Origin of the sequence: Streptomyces sp. NPDC059875 (assembly GCF_042731085.1) — a bacterium.
GTDB lineage: Bacteria > Actinomycetota > Actinomycetes > Streptomycetales > Streptomycetaceae > Streptomyces.
Genome location: NZ_JBHWJZ010000041.1, coordinates 18,045 through 35,046 on the forward strand (window position 1 = coordinate 18,045; position 17,002 = coordinate 35,046).

General features: G+C 73.5%; 12 protein-coding genes. 4 read left to right on the forward strand and 8 right to left on the reverse strand.

The window, feature by feature from the left end; all coding sequences use genetic code 11:
- Positions 1–115 precede the first annotated feature (115 nt).
- Complete coding sequence (locus ACFV9D_RS33665; RefSeq protein WP_385154926.1) at positions 116–2,476, forward strand: collagenase; 2,361 nt, start codon at positions 116–118, stop codon at positions 2,474–2,476.
- Here ACFV9D_RS33665 and ACFV9D_RS33670 read toward each other — a convergent pair.
- Both ACFV9D_RS33670 and ACFV9D_RS33675 read right to left on the reverse strand, forming a co-directional pair.
- Positions 2,448–3,911 (reverse strand): FAD-dependent oxidoreductase, encoded by a 1,464-nt coding sequence (locus ACFV9D_RS33670; protein WP_385154929.1) that lies wholly within the window; start codon positions 3,909–3,911, stop codon positions 2,448–2,450. The two genes, ACFV9D_RS33665 and ACFV9D_RS33670, sit on opposite strands and share 29 nt — an antisense overlap.
- A 120-nt stretch (positions 3,912–4,031) precedes the next feature.
- Complete coding sequence (locus ACFV9D_RS33675; protein ID WP_385154930.1) at positions 4,032–5,294, reverse strand: MFS transporter; 1,263 nt, start codon at positions 5,292–5,294, stop codon at positions 4,032–4,034.
- A gap of 172 nt (positions 5,295–5,466) precedes the next feature.
- Here ACFV9D_RS33675 and ACFV9D_RS33680 point away from each other — a divergent pair, with 172 nt between their 5' ends.
- A complete protein-coding gene (locus ACFV9D_RS33680) occupies positions 5,467–6,027 on the forward strand; it encodes a CGNR zinc finger domain-containing protein (protein WP_385154934.1) in 561 nt (186 codons plus the stop codon).
- An 88-nt stretch (positions 6,028–6,115) separates the two neighbouring features.
- Here the strand turns inward: ACFV9D_RS33680 and ACFV9D_RS33685 are convergent, their stop codons facing one another.
- The 6 genes from ACFV9D_RS33685 to ACFV9D_RS33710 form a co-directional block, all read right to left on the reverse strand.
- Positions 6,116–7,252: a PP2C family protein-serine/threonine phosphatase gene (locus tag ACFV9D_RS33685; RefSeq protein WP_385154937.1), complete on the reverse strand. Its 1,137-nt coding sequence runs from the start codon at positions 7,250–7,252 to the stop codon at positions 6,116–6,118.
- Between the two features lie 181 nt (positions 7,253–7,433).
- Positions 7,434–8,351 carry an NAD-dependent epimerase/dehydratase family protein gene (locus ACFV9D_RS33690; RefSeq protein WP_385154940.1) on the reverse strand — a complete coding sequence of 306 codons (918 nt, stop codon included), beginning with the start codon at positions 8,349–8,351 and terminating at the stop codon, positions 7,434–7,436.
- Entirely contained in the window at positions 8,348–9,730 is a 1,383-nt protein-coding gene (locus ACFV9D_RS33695; RefSeq protein ID WP_385154943.1) for a cytochrome P450, read from the reverse strand. Before ACFV9D_RS33695 ends, ACFV9D_RS33690 begins: the two co-directional genes overlap by 4 nt.
- A 53-nt stretch (positions 9,731–9,783) precedes the next feature.
- Positions 9,784–11,268 carry a class I adenylate-forming enzyme family protein gene (locus ACFV9D_RS33700; RefSeq protein WP_385154946.1) on the reverse strand — a complete coding sequence of 495 codons (1,485 nt, stop codon included), beginning with the start codon at positions 11,266–11,268 and terminating at the stop codon, positions 9,784–9,786.
- A complete protein-coding gene (locus tag ACFV9D_RS33705; protein ID WP_385154948.1) occupies positions 11,268–12,008 on the reverse strand; it encodes a glycosyltransferase family A protein in 741 nt (246 codons plus the stop codon). The genes ACFV9D_RS33700 and ACFV9D_RS33705 overlap by 1 nt, the downstream gene beginning before the upstream one ends.
- Positions 12,005–13,033 carry a 3-oxoacyl-ACP synthase III family protein gene (locus ACFV9D_RS33710; protein WP_385154951.1) on the reverse strand — a complete coding sequence of 343 codons (1,029 nt, stop codon included), beginning with the start codon at positions 13,031–13,033 and terminating at the stop codon, positions 12,005–12,007. Before ACFV9D_RS33710 ends, ACFV9D_RS33705 begins: the two co-directional genes overlap by 4 nt.
- Positions 13,034–13,229: 196 nt before the next feature.
- Here ACFV9D_RS33710 and ACFV9D_RS33715 point away from each other — a divergent pair, with 196 nt between their 5' ends.
- Both ACFV9D_RS33715 and fusA read left to right on the forward strand, forming a co-directional pair.
- The gene (locus ACFV9D_RS33715; protein ID WP_385154954.1) at positions 13,230–14,276 is read left to right on the forward strand and encodes an enoyl-CoA hydratase/isomerase family protein; all 1,047 of its coding nucleotides are present in this window, start codon (positions 13,230–13,232) and stop codon (positions 14,274–14,276) included.
- 463 nt (positions 14,277–14,739) lie between these two features.
- The gene (gene fusA, locus ACFV9D_RS33720) at positions 14,740–16,818 is read left to right on the forward strand and encodes an elongation factor G (RefSeq protein ID WP_385154957.1); all 2,079 of its coding nucleotides are present in this window, start codon (positions 14,740–14,742) and stop codon (positions 16,816–16,818) included.
- The last annotated feature ends 184 nt before the right edge of the window (positions 16,819–17,002 follow it).

Genomic DNA, 17,002 nt, shown 5'->3' on the forward strand with positions numbered 1-17,002 from the left:
TCTCAGTGCAATTTCACATTGCTATGTTACATGGCATGCCCAGGGCAGGGGCATGTCAATGGCCGCCAACACCCCTGCTCCCAAAGGAAGTCCACCCCCCATCACAGGAGACTTCGTGTCCCAGCACAGAACCGTGCGCACGACCCTGCTCGCCGCGACGCTCGCCGCCACCCTCGCCGCGCCGCTCGCGTACTCCGCCCAGGCCGCGGCCCCCGCAGGCGTCCCGGCCACCTTCGCGCCGCGGAACGCCGGTCCGGCCGCCCCGGCGGCCTACGCCCCGAACCCGCACGACGAGGTCGACCGCCTCGCCGAGGCGCCCGCGGCGAAGACGGGACCTGCCGCCGCACCCCGCGGCGTCACCGCCGGACGCGTCCCCGGCCTCCAGAGCGACCCGAGCACCGCGGCCACGTCGCGTACCGCGCGGGGCGCGGCGGCCACCACGGCCGCAGGCGTCCCCTGCACCCTCGACGGCATCACGAAGCTGACCCCCGCCCAGCTGGCCGACTTCCTCGCCGACCCCGCCGTCCAGGCCGACGGCTGCCTGCGCGGACTCATCTGGACCTGGGACGCGCGCCTCGCCCCCGTCATGTCGGACGCCCACGTCCAGGCCGTCGCCGCCCGGATCGGCGGCCTCGCCGCCGGCCACGACGGCGCCAACTCCACCCACCTCCTGGAGATGTTCACCTACCTCCACGCGGTCGCCTACCACGACTTCGGCCGCCCCGAGATCGACATCACCGACGCGCCCACCGTCGAAGCGATCCGCGCCGCCACCGCCGCCTACGCCGCCGCCCCGCACACCTTCGACGTCACCCCGCAGAACGCCCAGACCCTCCGCGAGGCCCTCTACACCGGCAGCGCCCCCGGCCTGCGGCAGCACCAACTCGGCCTGATCACCAAGGTCCTCGCCCGCATGGGTGCCGGCCACCCGCAGACCGCCGGCGACCCCGCCTGGGGCGGCGCCGCCCTCGCCGCGCTCTCGGTGAACTACCTCGGCGTCTACCCCGGCAACCAGGACACCGCCTTCCGCGGCGCCGTCGCGAAGGACCCCGCCTACCGCGCCGCCTTCAAGGCCTTCTCCGGCCACACCCACCTGAAGGGCACGGCCAACGCCTGGGTCGTCCGCGACGCCCTCTCCGAGTACGGCCGCTTCGGCCAGATCGACGGCCTCAAGCCCGGGATCGTCGCCGACCTCGGCGGGCTGCTCGGCCCCGTGGAGTCCGGCTTCGGCACCGGCAGCGCCCCCTGGGCCTCCCTGGTCGGCTGGCTCAACTTCTACGAGGCCTGCGCCCCGTACAAGGTCTGCAAGGCCGACATCGAGGCGAAGATCTTCCCGCACACGTACACCTACGACAACGGGGCCATCAAGGTCCGCACCGGTCTCGACCGGGCCACCGTCGACCAGCTCTACTACGCGAGCAAGCAGGTCAAGTCCCAGTTCCACCGGGTGCTCGGCACGGAGCAGCCGCTCGCCGGCGACCCCAACTCGGTCCTCACCATCGTGCTCTACGCCTCGCGGCAGGACTACGAGACGTACCACCCCATCCTCACCGGCATGGGGACCGAGAACGGCGGCATCTACATCGAGCGCGGCGCGACCTTCTACACGTACCAGCGGCGCGTGCCGCAGGACTCCAGCCTCACCCTCGAGGAGCTCTTCCGGCACGAGTACGTCCACTACCTGAACGGTCGCTTCGCCGTCCCCGGCTTCTTCGGCGAGGGACCCTGGTACGAGAACGACCGCACCACGGCCATGGACGAGGGAACGGCCGAGTTCTTCGACGGCGCCACCCGCGACGACGGCATAGCGGTGCGCAAATCACTCGTGGAGAGCGTCATCCGGGACACCGCCGGAGGCGGCCCCCGCATGACCGTCGACCAGATCCTGCACGCCACCTACGAGGGCGACGGCTTCCGCTTCTACGCCTACGCGGGCACCTTCTTCGAGTACCTGTGGACCGAGCGGCCCGCCCTCCTGAAGGCCATGTACGGCCATCTCCGCGCGGGCGACGTCCGGGGCTACGACACCTGGCGCGACCTCATCGGCAAGGACGCCGGGACCCAAGCCGCCTACGACGCCTTCCTCGACCGGCAGATCGCCCAGGTCGACGACCTGTTCGTGCCCGACACCACGCACGAGCCGACCGCCACACTGCGCCACGCCACCCCCGCCGAGATACGCACCGCCTTCGCCGCCGCCACCAGCAACGCGCCCAGCTGTACCGGCAGCGGCGACCCCGTGCTGCCGCGCTTCGTCTGCACCGGCCGGATCACCGCCAACCTCGCCGACGCCGGCGACCCCGACCAGGTGTTCAAGGACATGTCCGAGACCGTCGACTACTTCGTCCTCGACCGCAGCCGGAGCGGCGGGAACAACTTCAACGACATGAACTGCTCCTTCGGCCGGGTGGAGATCTGGTCGAACGCCCGCGCCGGAACCTCCGACTTCACGTGTGAGGGCCCGCTGCGTCGCTGAGCCCGTCCGTACCGTCCGGGACCGGACCCGTCTCCTCCAGGGGACGGGTCGCGGGCCCCTGCAGCACCCGCCCGTCGGCCGCGGCGAAGCGGGAGCCGTGGCAGGGGCACTCCCAGGTGTCCTCGAGCTCGTTGAAGCCGAGTTCACAGCCCATGTGGGTGCAGCGCGGCCGCCGCCCCACGAGATAGTGCCGCGCCACGGACGCCTGGGACCGCACCACCTCGGGGAACTCCCGCAGGGGCAGGTGGCGGCGCGGGTCGAAGAGCTCGGTCCAGTCCGGGCGCGGTGCGCCGGTGATGTGGGCGGCCAGCAGACGCCCCGCCATCACCCCGTTGCTCATGCCCCAGCCGCCGAACCCGGTGGCGACGAAGACGTGCTGGGTTTCCGGGTGCTCATGACCGACGTAGGGGAGATGGTCCACCGACCGCACGTCCTGCGCGGCCCACCGGAAGGTGGTCCCGGTCTCGCCGAAGCCCGGGAAGGTCCGGCGGGCCCAACCGGTGAGCCGTTCGAGACGCTCACCCGCGTGATCGGTGCCGGGCTCGAAGGCCTCGCCGGTCACGATCAGCAGCCGGTGGCGGTCGTCGTACGGGGCGGTGCGCACCGAACGGGTGCGCTCCTCGGGGGTGAGGTACATGCCCTTGGGCGCCGTCGCCGTGGCGACCGGGGCGGCGATCACCAGTTCGCGGCGTACCGTCAGCCTGGCCAGGAGCGAGCTGTGCACGGTCAGCGGGAAGTTCGTGGCGACGACGACGTCCCGGGCGTGCACGGTCGCTCCCTCCTCCGTGGTCAGCCTGCAGTCCGCGAGCTCCCGCAGATCGGTGACCCGGGTGTGCTCGTGGACGATGCCGCCCCGAGCGACGAGATCCTCGGCGAGACCGAGCAGGAACCTGCGCGGGTGGAAGAGGAGCTGGTCGTCGAGGCGTACCGCCGCGGCCACCGGGAAGGGCAGATCGGTCTCCGTCACGTACGCGGCGTCGAGCCCCGCCCCCAGGACGGCGGACGCCTCCGCGCGGATCTCCCCGGACCGTTCCGCATCGGTGACGTAGGTGAAGGCCGGAGCCCGCTCCAGTTCGGCGTCGATGCCGACCTCGGCGCACAGGTCGACGACGTGGTCGAGAGCTTCCTGCTGCGCACGGGCGTACCGCGCGGCGGCGAGGTCGCCATGGGCCGCGCGGAGCCGCGCGTAGGTGAGGCCGTGCAGGGCGGTGAGCTTGCCCGTCGTATGTCCGGAGACTCCGCCGGCGACGCGGTCGGCTTCCAGCACCACGACCTCCCGCCCGGCGCGGACGAGCTCGTGGGCGGTGCACAGCCCCGCGATACCGCCCCCGATGACGACGACATCGGCCGTCAGGTCGTCGGCGAGGGCGGGACGGTCGGGGGACGGTGTGCCGTGCATCCAGTACGAGGCACCGATGCGCGCGTCCGCGGGCATGACGCGCTCCTTCCCGCCGGGGCTGCTGCCCCGCGCGTGCCCGCACCACGGCGAACCATGCGGGCCACGGCTGTACGGCGACGACGCACGCGGACGGTCCCGGTGCCGTGGCTGCCGGTGTCAGTGGGAACCGGTTTGAAGCGGGCGCGGGCGTGAGGGGTGTGTTTCAGCATCGCGGAGGCCTTGGGTGGTGACCCGGAAGGCGAGTGGGATCGCGGCGAGGGTGAGTCCGAGGGCTGCGGCGACGAAGGTGGCACGGATCCCCATGCTGCGTCCGAGCAGACCGCCGCCGAGGGCGCCGAGGGGGACGACCCCCAGGACGATCAGGCGGTAGGCGGCGGTGACGCGGCCGAGGAGTTCGTCGGGGACTGCTGCTTGGCGCAGGGTGCTGACGACGATCTGGTTCAGCGAGGTGGCAAGAGCGGCACCGAACATGGCGGCCAGGGCCAGTGGCGTGCTGTGGCCCAGCCCCAGGACGGCGTAGCCGGCGGCCGGGGTGAGGGCGGCGAGCCAGGTGGTGGGGCCGCCGCCGATGCGGGGCACGACGTGTTCGGCGAGCAGTGAGCCGGCGATCGCGCCGGCTGCGGGAACGGCGATGAACAGGCCGTAGCTCGACATGGCCAGTTGGTACGGGCCGGTGATCAGCAGGACGAGGAGCCCACCGGTGGCGGCGCTGAAGAAGTTGATGGCCGCCGAGATGAACGCGACTCGGCGCAGCAGGTCGTGGCGCCAGAAGTGGGCCCATCCGGAGCGGATGTCCTGGGTCATGGTGGTCGGGTTCGAGCGGCGGTGCTCGTGTTCCTTGCTGGTGGGGCGCAGCGCGGGCAGCAGCAGGGCCGCCAGGCCGGCGAGGGCGAACGCGGCCGCGCCGGTGTAGAAGGCCGCCGATGCCGCCAGCGCGAACAACGCCGCGCCGGCAGGCGGACCGATGAACGTGTTGATGACGGACTGCGTGGCGAACAACCTGCCGTTGGCGCGCTCCAGCTTCTCGCGCGGCAGGAGACGGGGCGGGATGGCCAGGGCGGCGTTGTCGACCATCGTCTCGGCACAGCCGGCAATGAACACCGCGGCGTAGAGAAGTGCGACGTGGTGCCAACCGTTGGCCAAGGCGAGGGCCAGCAGCGCGAACCCCGCCGCGCGCAGCAAATTGCCGACGATGAGTATCCGGCGCCTGTCCATGCGGTCGGCCATCGCACCTGTGGGGAGGGTTGCGAGCAGCCAGGGCAGGAACTGCACCACCGTCATGCCCGCCACCACAAGTGGGTCACGGGTCAGCGTGGCGACGAGCAGCGGTGCGGCGGCCTGCAACACCCCGTCGGCGAGGTTCGAGGACGCTTGGGACGCCCACAGTGCGGTGAACGGTCTGAGGGCGGCGACGGGCACGATCGTTCTCCTCGTGATGATCTCATGGGTGATTGGCCGATTGGGAATGATGCCAAGTGGATCACCTCACATGCAATACTGCTTTTGCCCGTGAGAGCTGACTCGCAGGCACGAGCGCCTTTGCCGGCGAGAGGAGCTGATGGTGAGGTTCGGCCACATCGCGGGTGACCGCATGCTCGACCTGGTGAACACCGTTGCCTGGCGGCTCGGCGGGCCCGAACGCATCGAGTCCCTGAAGACCTTCTCCGACGTCGTCGAGTGGTGCATCGAATCCGACCTGATCAGCACTGATGAGGCCGAGGCCTTGCACCACCTCGCCGGCCGGGACGGCGCCGGGGCCGAGCGGGAACGGGAACAGGTCGTCGAAGCGCGCGAGAGGGCCTACCGAGCTCTCTTCGACGACGACGCCGAAGCCGCCGCAGACCTCGCGAGCATGTACCGGGCGGCGATCGCCGCAGCCGACCTGGTCCACACAGGCGGCCGCTGGCAATGGCAAGACTGGGATGCCGACCTCCGCCTGCCCCGCAACCGCATCGTCCGCGGGCTTGTGGCTCTCACCCAGCGCGACGACCTCGACCGCCTCCACCAATGCGAGGACGCCAAGTGCGGATGGGTCTACCTCGACACGTCACCGCGGCGGAACCGCCGCTGGTGCAACACGAAGGACTGCGGCGACCGCAACCGCGCCCGCGCTTACTACGCTCGGCAGAAGGCGAAGAGTCATCAGCCCTGATGCATTCACCCGTGATCGTGGCCTCACGACGCCGCCCGGTCCGCGCCCGCATCGGCCCCGGAGCCGCACCGATCCGAAGCAGGCCGGGCTACGGCTCCGGGGCCAGCCGTTCGACCGCGACCAGCGCGGCATCGTCACCGAGGTGGCCGCCCGCGTAGGCGTGGAGGTCGTCCCGCAGATGGCCGAGCAAGGTCTGCGGGTCGTCCCCCGCCCAGGCGGTGAGCCGTTCGGTCAGGGGGTAGAAGACGCGGTCGCGGTCGCGGGCCTCGACGACACCGTCGGTGTAGAGCAGGAGCACATCCCCGACATCGAAGGGGTAGGACTCCACGGTGACCGAGGGGGAGAGGACATCCGCGAGCCCCAGCGGCGGGCTCGAGTCGGCGCTGTCGAGGGCGACGACCCGGCCCTGCCGAAGAAGCAGCGGCGGCGGGTGTCCGCAGTTGACCAGCCGGACGACCGGGTCGTGATCGGGGATGTCCAGGACCAGCGCGGTGACGAACGCCTCCTGGGCCTCGTCGGCGTCCCCGGGGCCACTGGCCGGGCCCTCGCGCTCGTGCCCCTCCGCCGAACCGACACCGGCTTCCAGGTGCCCGATCAGTTCGGGCAGCTCGGTCTCCCGGCCCGCGGTGACGCGGAAGGCACCCAGCACGAGCGAGGCCTCGCTGATCGCGTCGAGCCCCTTGCCGCGGGCGTCCCCGATCAGCAGCCTCGTCCCCGACCCCGTGCGGGCGGCCGCGTACAGATCGCCGCCCATCTGCGCCTCCTCCTCCGCCGCCAGATAGAGCGAGGAGATCCGCAGCGGACCCGACCGATGGGGGAGCGGACGCAGGACGACGCTCTGCGCGGCCTGCGCGATGGAGCGGAGCTGGGTCACCTTGCTCTCGTGACGCTCGCGCAGGTGCGCGAAGAAGGTGACGATGATCGAGATCAGGATCAGCGCGACGATCTGGTACGTGTGGTTGAGGTCGGTCAGACTCGTCCGCACGATCGCCACCACCGACTGCGCGAGGACCGCGACCGCACCCACGAAGGCCGTCATCCGGGGCCCGGCGAACGAGGCCGTCACCGCCGGCGCGGCGATCAGGAACGGCCCGAGGTGGACCTCGGGCGGAGCCAGGATGTCCACCACCGTGACCGCCGCGATCAGCGCGAACGACGCGGAGAGCAGCAGCCGCCCGCCGCGCCGGGAGAGGCGGGGTCCGGGGTCGCGCCGGCGGGCATCCATGTGAAAGGCATACATCAGGTGATGGGGCATGTCCTGTTGCCGTGCTCCCCGGCGCGGCGCGTCCCGCGCAGGCGACTCTCCGTGTCCGCGAAGAGCGCAGGCACCACAGTCGCGTCGATGCCTGGAGACGTCTTTCGGGCACCCCCGAGGAAGGGCTCGGCACCTTCGGCGAGCTCGCCGATCAACGCCGCCCGAGCGGGGCTTCCGACGCGTAGTCGGTCAGGGTACGGCTCGCCCGCCAGCCCTGTGCCTGCGCCTTGGACACGTCCAGGACGACCCGGTGGGCCAGCTGATCGACGGCGTAGCGGGTCAGCGGCGGCTCGGCCCCCGGCCGGAGACGCCCCAGGGCCTGGGCAGCCGCGGCCGCCGCCCAGGCCACCGACAGCGGGAGGTGATGGATCCGGGCGCGTACGCCGTGGGCCCGCAGGACCGTACCGATCGCCTCGTCGCGGCGGTACGGCACCGGGTCGGCGATGTTGTACGCGCCCGGGCGCCAGTCGGCGGCGCCGAGACACGCGTCGGCCAGGTTCTCGACGGCCGTCAGGCTCAGGACGACGTCGGGGCCCGGCAGCAGCAAGCGGCCGGCCCGCACGCGGGCGAGGAGCCGGGGCACCAGGTGCGGGTCGCCGGGACCGTACACCGCGCGTGGCCGCAGGACCACCGCCCCCGCCGCGAGCGCGAGGGCCTCTCCCGCCGCCTTCGTACGGCCGTAGGCGTTCAGCTGCCCGCGCACGGGATGGTCCTCGGAGATCCGGTCCCGGCCGGGACCGGGCGCGTACACGCTGGCGCTGCTCACCCAGACCACCGGCCGTCCACCGGCCGCCTCCAGGAGCCGGGCGGTGCCGTCGACGTTCACGGCCCGCATCGTCCCCTCGGCCGGCGAACCGGGCACCGGGTCGCCGACGGCCGCCGCGCAGTGCACGACGACATCGGCGCCGGCGAGCTCCGGCGGGCCGGCCTCCGCGTCCCAGTACACGTGCCGGCCGACGGGTCCCGGCCGACGCCCCACACACAGCACGTCGGCGCCGCGCGCGGCCGCGAGGGCGGCGACATGGGAGCCGCAGAAGCCGCTCGCTCCGGTGACGGCGATCGTGGTCATGAGGGGGTCTCCGTGGTCGCGCGGACGGTCAGCCGACGCCAGCCCGGCAGCGCGGCGCGCCGGTCCACGCGCGCGGTGACGACGGTCGGACGGTAGGGGGCGAGGGCGGCCAGCAGGTCGTCCAACTGCGCGAGGGCGAGCCGCGCACCGGGGCAGGCGTGCGGACCGGCCCCGAAGACCAGCCGGCCGACGGCGGACGGTGCGGGGCGCAGGGCGTCCGGCGGATCGAGGTCGGCCCCCACGGCGTGCCGTGCCACCAGTACGAGTCGGTCCCCGGCCTTCACCGGACACCCGTCGAGCACGGCGTCGGCCGCCGCCACGCGCGGCAGCAGCGGGGACGGCGCGGTGACCCGCAGCAGCTCGCCGACGAGCGCGGGCCGCAGCCGGTCATCGGCCGCCTGCTCCCACAGCCCGCCGTCCGCGCACCACGCGACGGCCCGCGGCAACGCGGCGACGGTGGTGTTGACGGCGGCGACGGCGACCATCGCGCGCAGCGCGACATCGTCACGGGAGGCCACCACCGCCGCGCCGTCGTCCTGCCCGTCGGCGCTGCTGTGTGGGCACGCGCCGGCCACCGGCTGCCTCGCGGCGTCCTTTCGGTGCCGGAGCACCGCGTCCTCGCTCGCGAGCAGTTCCTCAAGGCGGGCGGTCGCCCTGGCCGCAGCGCGCGCCGTGCCCGGCGGGCGTGGTCCGGGGAGGTGGTCGCGGACGGCAGCGGACGCGGCGTCCGCCGCCGCCTCGGCGAGGGCCGAGGGGTCGGCGGAGGTGGCCAACAGGGCGCGGACGGTAGCGCCGGCCAGCGCACGGGCCAGTGGGACCAGGTCGACAGTGTGCCCGGCCGAGAGCGGGGCGAGCTCGCGGGCGAGCACGGCCTGCCAGACCGGACGCAGCCGCTCCACACCGGCGGCGCCCAGGTCTCCGGCGACGGCCCGCCGCGTGTCGCGGTGGTCGGTTCCCTCCTGGTCGAACAGGGTTCCCCCACCGGAGAGTTCGCGCGCCGCGCCGCCCGTCGTCCCAGCCGCCGCGCGGTCCAGCGGGATCCGCGTGAGGGCCTCGCGGTACGGCTCGGTGCCGCTCACCAGGACGGCGCGTCCGAGCCGCGCCACCGGGCGGCGCCGGACCGCCGCGAGCAGGGCGAACAGCACCGGATGCGACCGGATGTACACCCGTCGATCCCGCCGTCGCGCGCCCCGCAGCGCGGCCGCGGTATCCACCCGCGTACCGACCGCCCCGCCGGGCTCCGTGGCGGGCTCTGTGGCGGGCTCTGCGGCGGGAGCCGACCCGGACGCCGCTCCCGCCCGCGCACCCGGTCCCGCCTCCGCCGCCTCGTCCGCGTGGCGTACGGCGCGCTGAGCCACCGCACCCGGCTCTGTCCGCACCCCCACCCCTGCCCCCACTTCCGTTCTCGCCGCTCGCCGCTCCCGCGCCGTCCTCATCGAACCGCCTCCGCCGTCCGCGCTGCCGCCAGTCGCGCCGTCGCCGCGCGGTCCGGTTTCATAGAGCGGCCGGACAGCGGGATGTCGGCGAGCAGAACGGCGTCCGGGCGGGCCGCGCCCATGCGTCGCAGTGGGCCGGTGAGCGCCGCCCGTACCCGGTCGTGGTCGGCCTCGCGGCGCGGCTGGACGACGGCGACCAGACGTTCGTCCCCGTCCCCGGCCGGAACGCCCACCAGCAGGGCCAGTTCGACCCCGGGCACGTGCAGCGCGGGCTCGTAGAGCCCCGGGTAGATGTTCTCCGCCCGTCGCAGGATCATGTCCTTGCAGCGGCCCTCCAGCACGATCCGGCCGTCCGCGTCGAGCCGCCCCCGGTCACCGGTGCGCACCCAGGCCTCGGGCTCCTCCCCGAGATAGCGGTCCCGGGACGCGGGACCGGACAGCAGCAACTCCCCGGCTGCCGACGCCTTCGCCTCCACCCCCGGAAGCGGCGCCCCCACCAGATCGCCCTCGCCCTCGCCCTCGAAGGCGGCCTTCTCCGCCTGCTCGACGGCCGCCGCCGGGAACAGCTCCGTGAGCGCGTACACCCCCCACGCCTCGTCCGCCCCGGCCCGCCGCACGCGCGTGAGCAGCTCGGCGCTCGCCGGCGCGGAACCGGTCCAGACCCGCCCGCAGAACCGCGCGTCCGCCGCCAGCGCCGCCCGTAGTTGAGGCGGCGTCAGATACGTGGCCTGCGGGGCGAGTCGTCGCATCTGCCGCGCCAGGACGCGCGGCGACCGGGCCGGCAGCGCGACCGGCGCACCGCTCGCGAGGGACGGTACGAGGACGAAGAACGTACCGCCGAGGACCGGGCGCCCGGGCTCCGGCCGAACGAGTCCGGTCACCGTGGCCATGCCGGCGGCGAGGGAGGAGCGGGTGTGGACCACCGCGCGGGGCATCGACGTGGTGCCCGAGGTGAAGACGATCACCGCATCACCGTCCTCGTCCAGCGGGCGCGGCAGGATCGCCGTACCGACGCCGGTGTCCAGCGCCGGGGCACAGCCCGGCAGCCTCCGGCCGACCGTGGCCACCGGGCCGAGCTCGGCGAGGTCCGGCAGCGCGAGCCGGGCCCGGCGGGCGAGCGGCCGCGCCCATCCGGCGACCGCCTGGGCCGCGGCATCGGCGAGCACGACGTCCGGGCGGGCCAGCGCGAGGCGGGCGCGCAGGACGTCGGGGCCCGCGCCGGGATCGAGCACCGCGGCCCGCAGCCCCAGCCGGTGCACGGCGAGCATCACGGCCAGCGCGCGCGGCCCCGGCCGTACCGCGACACCGACCGTGTCACCGCGCCGGAGGCCGCGTGCGTGCAGCGCGGCGGCGTACCGGTAGGCGAGATCGGCGAGGTCCCCGCAGGTGGCTTTCGTGCGGACGGCTCCGGTGTGCGTGGTGCCGAGAACGGCCGGGCGTCCGGGCCGCGACCGCAGGGTGTGGGCGAGAGCGTCCAGCATCAGCGCGGGTCCTCCCCGTGACGGCCCGGGCCCTTGTCGAGGTACCAGCGGGCGGTTCCGACGATTCCGTACGCGCGCAGGCGCCGGGTCGAGTTCTCCACGACCATGTCGCGGGCGTGGACGATGGCGGTCGTGCGGCGCCGTACCCGGTTCAGGAAGAGCCGGTCGGTGGGGGAGGGGCGGCGGGGCATCCCGCCGACGGCCTCGTACAGCCGCGCGGTGATGGCCATGTTGTTGCCCGCGTGCATCCGGTACGGGGCCAGATAGCCGTGCCGGCGCCGGTGCGCGGGACGCACCCGGCCGAAGAACGCGGCGACGCGCACGAGCGTACGGAACAGGGCGCGCCCCAGCGGCCCGTGTTCGTCCCGGCGGGCGTCGATGCGCCCGCACACCAGCCCGGCGCCGCTGCGCAGCGCGGTCCTGGCCGCCGCCGTCCAGCCGGGGTGCGGCAGACAGTCGGCGTCCGTGCGGGCGAGAAGCGTGGCCCCGCGCCCGATCGCATACCGGAACCCGGTGTCGACGGCGCAGCCCACCCCCTTGTCCCGCTCGTCGAGCACATGCACGGGGAACGGCGCCCGCTCCGCGAACGCGCGGGCGATCGCGGCGGTGCCGTCCTCGGAGGCGTTGTCCACCACGACCAGCTGGAAGTCCCGGTCCGCCTGGGCGGCCAGCGCCTCCAGGGTGTCGCCGATGCGCGCGGCCTCCTGATGGGCGGGCACCACCACCCACAGCGCGCTCACGCCTTCTCCCAGACCATCGTCATGATGCTGACACCGCCGCCGAGACCGACGAACAGGACCCGGTCTCCCGGGCGCAACCCGTCGTGGATCCGGTCGAGTTGCACACCCAGGCTCGCACTCGCGATGTTGCCGAGCTCCGGGACCGTGACCACGAGCCGGTCCCTGGGGACGCCGGTGATCTCCACGAACCGCTCCAGGTACGGCACGGTGACCTGGTGGACCAGGACGTGGCGGAAGTGCCGCCACTCCAGACCCGTACGGTGCCGCACCCGGTCGATCACCGACGCGCCGACCTTCTCGAACACCTCGCGCAGCTCGCTGCCGTCGCCGCGGAAATAGGTGTGCTCGTCGCCGCGCGGATGACGTGACCCGCCGCCGAATATCCCGCCGACCCGCCAGTGCTCGGAGTGGGTCTCGCTGTCCACGTCGAGTATCCCGCCGCGCTCCACCGCCTCCAGCACCACCGCCGCGCCCGCGTCGCCGAAGGTGTAGCCGGCGAAGCCGTCGCGGAACTGGGCCAGGTCGGCCGGATCGTGCCGGACGGCCCGGCTCGGTGTCTCCCCGGTGACGACGAGGGCCCGCCGGGCGCGCCCCGCGAGGACCATGGTGCGGGCGAGGTCGATGCCGTTGACGAAGCTGTTGCAGGCGTTCGTCACGTCCAGGGCGTGGGCCCGGGAGCCGAGTTCGGCCTGCACGATGTGCGCGGTGGCCGGTTCCACCATGTCGCGCGTCGCGGAGGCGAACACCAGCAGGTCGATGTCGGCCGGCCCGACCCCGGCCCGCCCCAGCGCGACGCGGGCGGCGCCCACCGCGAGGGTGGACGCGTACTGGTCCGGCCGGGCGACCCGACGGGTCACGATCCCGGTGGCCCGTTCGAACATGCCGGCGGGCAGCGCGAACCCGCTGCCCGCGACCACCCGCTGCCGCAGCTCCTCCGAGTCCACGACCTGCTCGGGCAGGCAGGAGCCGGCCCCGGTGATTCCGACGCGGAGGGAGCCGTCGGCGACGGCATCATGACTTTCCATGGCAGCGAGGCTACGAGCCGTTCGGACCGACGGCCTGAGTGCCCGTACTCAACTCCGGTGGGGAAAAGCCCCTGCCACCGTGATCGTCTGTTCCCCGGGAGGCTCCACCGGATACGGTGGCGGGAAGATCGTCCTGGAGGGAAGTGAACGGGATCATGCGACTCTTCGAGGCCCCCGGCCCGGCGGAGCCCCCGCGATGACCGCGACCGACGCCCCGCACGTCCTGGTGCGCACCGAAGGGCGGGCCGGGTTCATCACCCTGAACCGGCCGAAGGCCATCAACGCGCTCACCCATGCCATGGTGCAACGCGTCGACGAGGCCCTGACCGCCTGGGAGGACGATCCGGCGATCGCGACCGTCGTCATCGAGGGAGCCGGTGACCGCGGACTGTGCGCCGGAGGCGACATCCGGTCGATCCACGACGACGCCCGCTCCGGCGGCCGCGCCTCCGTCGACTTCTGGCGCGACGAGTACCGGCTCAACGCCCGCATCGCCCGCTACCCCAAGCCCTACGTGGCCTTCATGGACGGCATCGTGATGGGCGGCGGCGTCGGCGTCTCGGCCCACGGCTCCGTCCGCCTCGTCACCGAACGCTCCCGGGTGGCGATGCCCGAGACGGGCATCGGCTTCGCGCCCGACGTCGGCGGCACGTATCTGCTGAGCCGGGCGCCCGGCGAACTGGGCACCCATCTCGCGCTCACCGGCGCCCAGGCCGGCGCCGCCGACGCGCTCCTGACCGGACTCGCCGACCACTTCGTACCGTCGGACGAGCTGCCCCGGCTCGCAGAGGAGCTCACGCGGGCCCCCGCACACGAGGTCGTGCGCCGGTTCTCGCAGCCCGCCCCGCCCGGAGAGCTGGCCGGCCGACGCGAGTGGATCGACGCCTGCTACGCGGCGGAGACGGTGGAGGCCGTCGTCGACCGGCTCATCGACTCCGGAGTGCCGGAGGCCAAGGAGACGGCCACGACACTCCTGGGCCGCTCGCCCGTCGCCCTCAAGGTCACCCTGGCGGCGATCCGCCGGGCCCGGCGCCTCGACACCCTGGAATCCGCGCTGGACATGGAGTTCCGGCTCTCCTGCGCCGCCCTGACCTCCGCGGACCTCGTCGAGGGCATCCGCGCGCAGGTGATCGACAAGGATCGCGACCCCCACTGGTCGCCGCCCACGCTCGCCGAGGTGACCGACGACGCCGTCGCCCGCTACTTCGCCCCGGCGGGCGCCCCGGAGCCGTTCTCGGAGTGACGGCCCCAAGGCGCCCTCACGGCCGCGCTCGGCGAGGGCCATGCCGTCACGCTGCCCCGGACCCTCACCGGCACCGAGGACTTCGGCACCTTCGGCCGAGGAGGCCGACGGCGCCTGACCCGCGATGTGGGCAAGTCCGGGCCGCGGCACGGAAATTCGGTGTCCCGATCCGGGGCGGCTCCCTACACTCACTTCACGAGCCGCCGGGAACCCGGCGCGCCTGACGATCCGATGAGGGGAGCCCGACCGTGCGTTGCCGCATCGCTGTCGTCGTTCCCCGGTCACGGTACGACGTGATCCTGATGTCCCGGTCCGACCGGTGGCGGCTGCGCGGCCGCCACCGGACGCCCGTGACGAACTCCTGAGCCGACCCTTCTCCGGGGGCTCTCCCCGCCCGCTTCCGGGCTGTTTCGTCCGGGAATCGCGCCGCCCTGTTCTCGAACACCCCGAAAGGCCCCGGGCCGTGCGTACCCACCTTCACCTTCCCCTGCCCAACTCCCTCGACAGCGTCCGGAATCTGGGCATCCTCGCCCATGTCGACGCGGGCAAGACCACCGTCACCGAACGGATGCTGTTCCTCACCGGCGCCATCCACAAGCGCGGCGAGGTCCACGACGGCACGACCGTCACCGACTTCGACACGCAGGAGCGCGACCGCGGGATCACCATCTTCGCCGCGGCGGTCAGCTGCGTCTGGGACGACCACCGGATCAATCTCATCGACACGCCCGGACACGTCGACTTCTCCGACGAGGTGGAGCGCTCGCTGCGCGTCCTCGACGGCGCGATCGCGGTGTTCGACGCGGTCGCGGGGGTCGAACCGCAGAGCGAGACGGTCTGGCGGCAGGCCGACCGGCACCAGGTACCGAGGATCGCCTTCGTCAACAAGCTGGACCGCGCGGGCGCCGACCTCGACACCGCCGTGGCCTCGATCCGGGACCGGCTGCACACGGTGCCGCTCGTCGTCCAGCTGCCGATCGGTCAGGAGGACGGCTTCAGCGGAGTCGTGGACCTCGTGCACATGCGGGCCCTGGTCTGGGCGCCGGGCAGCGACACCTGTACGGAGGGCCCCGTGCCCGACGCGCTGGTGGAGGAGGCCCGGCGCCGCCGCCGAGCCCTCGAAGAGGCGGTGGCCGAACTCCATCCGGCCGCCCTGGAGGAGTTCTGCGCGCGCTCGGAGCTGGCCGCGCCGACGCTGACCACGGCGCTGCGTGATCTCACGCGGACCGGGGACGGCGTGGTCGTGCTGTGCGGCTCGGCCTACCGCAACCGCGGAATGGAGCCCCTCCTCGACGCCGTCGTGTCCTACCTGCCCTCGCCGCTGGACGTGCCACCGGTCCGGGGCACCGTCGACGGCGCGGAGGCGGAGGAGGAGCGGGCCGCCGACCCGGCGGCGCCGTTCGCCGCCCTGGTCTTCAAGGTGAACTCGACCGCCACCGGACGGCTGACCTACCTGCGTGTGTACGCGGGGACGATAGGAAAGGGAGATGTCGTGCTCGACGTGGCCGCACGGCGCACCGAACGGATCGGTCGCATCCTGCGTGTGCAGGCCGACCGGAACACGGAAGTGGACCGGGCCCGGGCCGGGGACATCGTCGCGGTCGTCGGCGTGAAGGACGTCCGGACCGGCGCCACCCTGTGCGCACCCTCGGCGCCCCTGCTCCTCGAACCGCCCACCGTGGCCGACCCGGTCGTCTCCGTGGCTGTCGAGGCCCGCAGGAGCCTCGACACCGACCGGCTGGCGTCCGCGCTCGCCCGGCTCGTCGAGGAGGACCCCTCGCTGACGGTCCGTACGGACCCCGAGACCGGCCAGACCGTGCTGTCGGGCATGGGCGAACTGCATCTGGAGGTGGCCGTGGAGAAGATCCGCCGGGCCCAGGGCCTGGACATCGGCGTCGGCAGGCCACAGGTCGCCTACCGCGAGACGGTCGTCCGCGGCGTCTCGGACCTGGTCTACCGGCACGTCAAACAGGACGGTGGCGCGGGCCAGTTCGCGCACGTCGTCCTCGACGTGACGGCACTGGAGGAGGGGGAGTTCGCGTTCCGCTCGACCGTCACCGGTGGCCGGGTACCGCAGGAGTACATCCGCGCGGTCGAGGCCGGCTGCCGCGACGCCCTGGCGGAGGGCCCCCTCGGCGGCCACCCGGTCACCGGTGTGCGGGTGACGCTCACCGACGGCGCCACGCACTCCAAGGACTCCTCGGAGATGGCGTTCCGTACGGCGGGTCGCTTCGCGCTCCGCGAGGCGCTGCGCGCCAGTGCGATGACGCTCCTGGAGCCGGTGGTCGAGGTCACGGTCACGGTGCCCGACAGCGCCGTGGGCGGAGTGCTCGGTGACCTCGCGGCCCGGCGCGGCCGGGTCTCCGGCTCGACCGCGCGGGCCGGTACGGCGGTGGTCACCGCGACCGTGCCGCTGGCCGAGCTGTTCGGCTACGCGTCCCGGCTGCGCAGCCGCACCCAGGGCCGGGGCACCTTCACCACCCGGCCCACCGGCTACGCCCCGGTGCCGGCCGGACTGGCGGCCACGACGCCGGCCCGGTAGCCGCCCGTGATGGCTGCCCTCCCGGCAGCCGTCCTTGACGGGCCCGCCCACCTCCGGGCGGGCCCGTCCCGTACCGGCCCTTCGACGCGTACGTATCATCCGATGGACACGGAGGGGGCGGAGTGACGTCATGAGGAACCCCGGGCGAGAGCGACGGCGCAAGCGGCGCGACGACGGTGAAGAG

Excerpts from the sequence above, each read along its gene's own strand:
- ACFV9D_RS33680 (WP_385154934.1), top strand. The coding sequence starts at position 5,467 with ATGCTCGACCTGGTGAACACCGTTGCCTGGCGGCTCGGCGGGCCCGAA.
- ACFV9D_RS33710 (WP_385154951.1), bottom strand. The coding sequence starts at position 13,033 with ATGGAAAGTCATGATGCCGTCGCCGACGGCTCCCTCCGCGTCGGAATC.
- ACFV9D_RS33690 (WP_385154940.1), bottom strand. The coding sequence starts at position 8,351 with ATGACCACGATCGCCGTCACCGGAGCGAGCGGCTTCTGCGGCTCCCAT.
- ACFV9D_RS33715 (WP_385154954.1), top strand. The coding sequence starts at position 13,230 with ATGACCGCGACCGACGCCCCGCACGTCCTGGTGCGCACCGAAGGGCGG.
- ACFV9D_RS33685 (WP_385154937.1), bottom strand. The coding sequence starts at position 7,252 with ATGGATGCCCGCCGGCGCGACCCCGGACCCCGCCTCTCCCGGCGCGGC.
- ACFV9D_RS33700 (WP_385154946.1), bottom strand. The coding sequence starts at position 11,268 with ATGCTGGACGCTCTCGCCCACACCCTGCGGTCGCGGCCCGGACGCCCG.
- ACFV9D_RS33670 (WP_385154929.1), bottom strand. The coding sequence starts at position 3,911 with ATGCCCGCGGACGCGCGCATCGGTGCCTCGTACTGGATGCACGGCACA.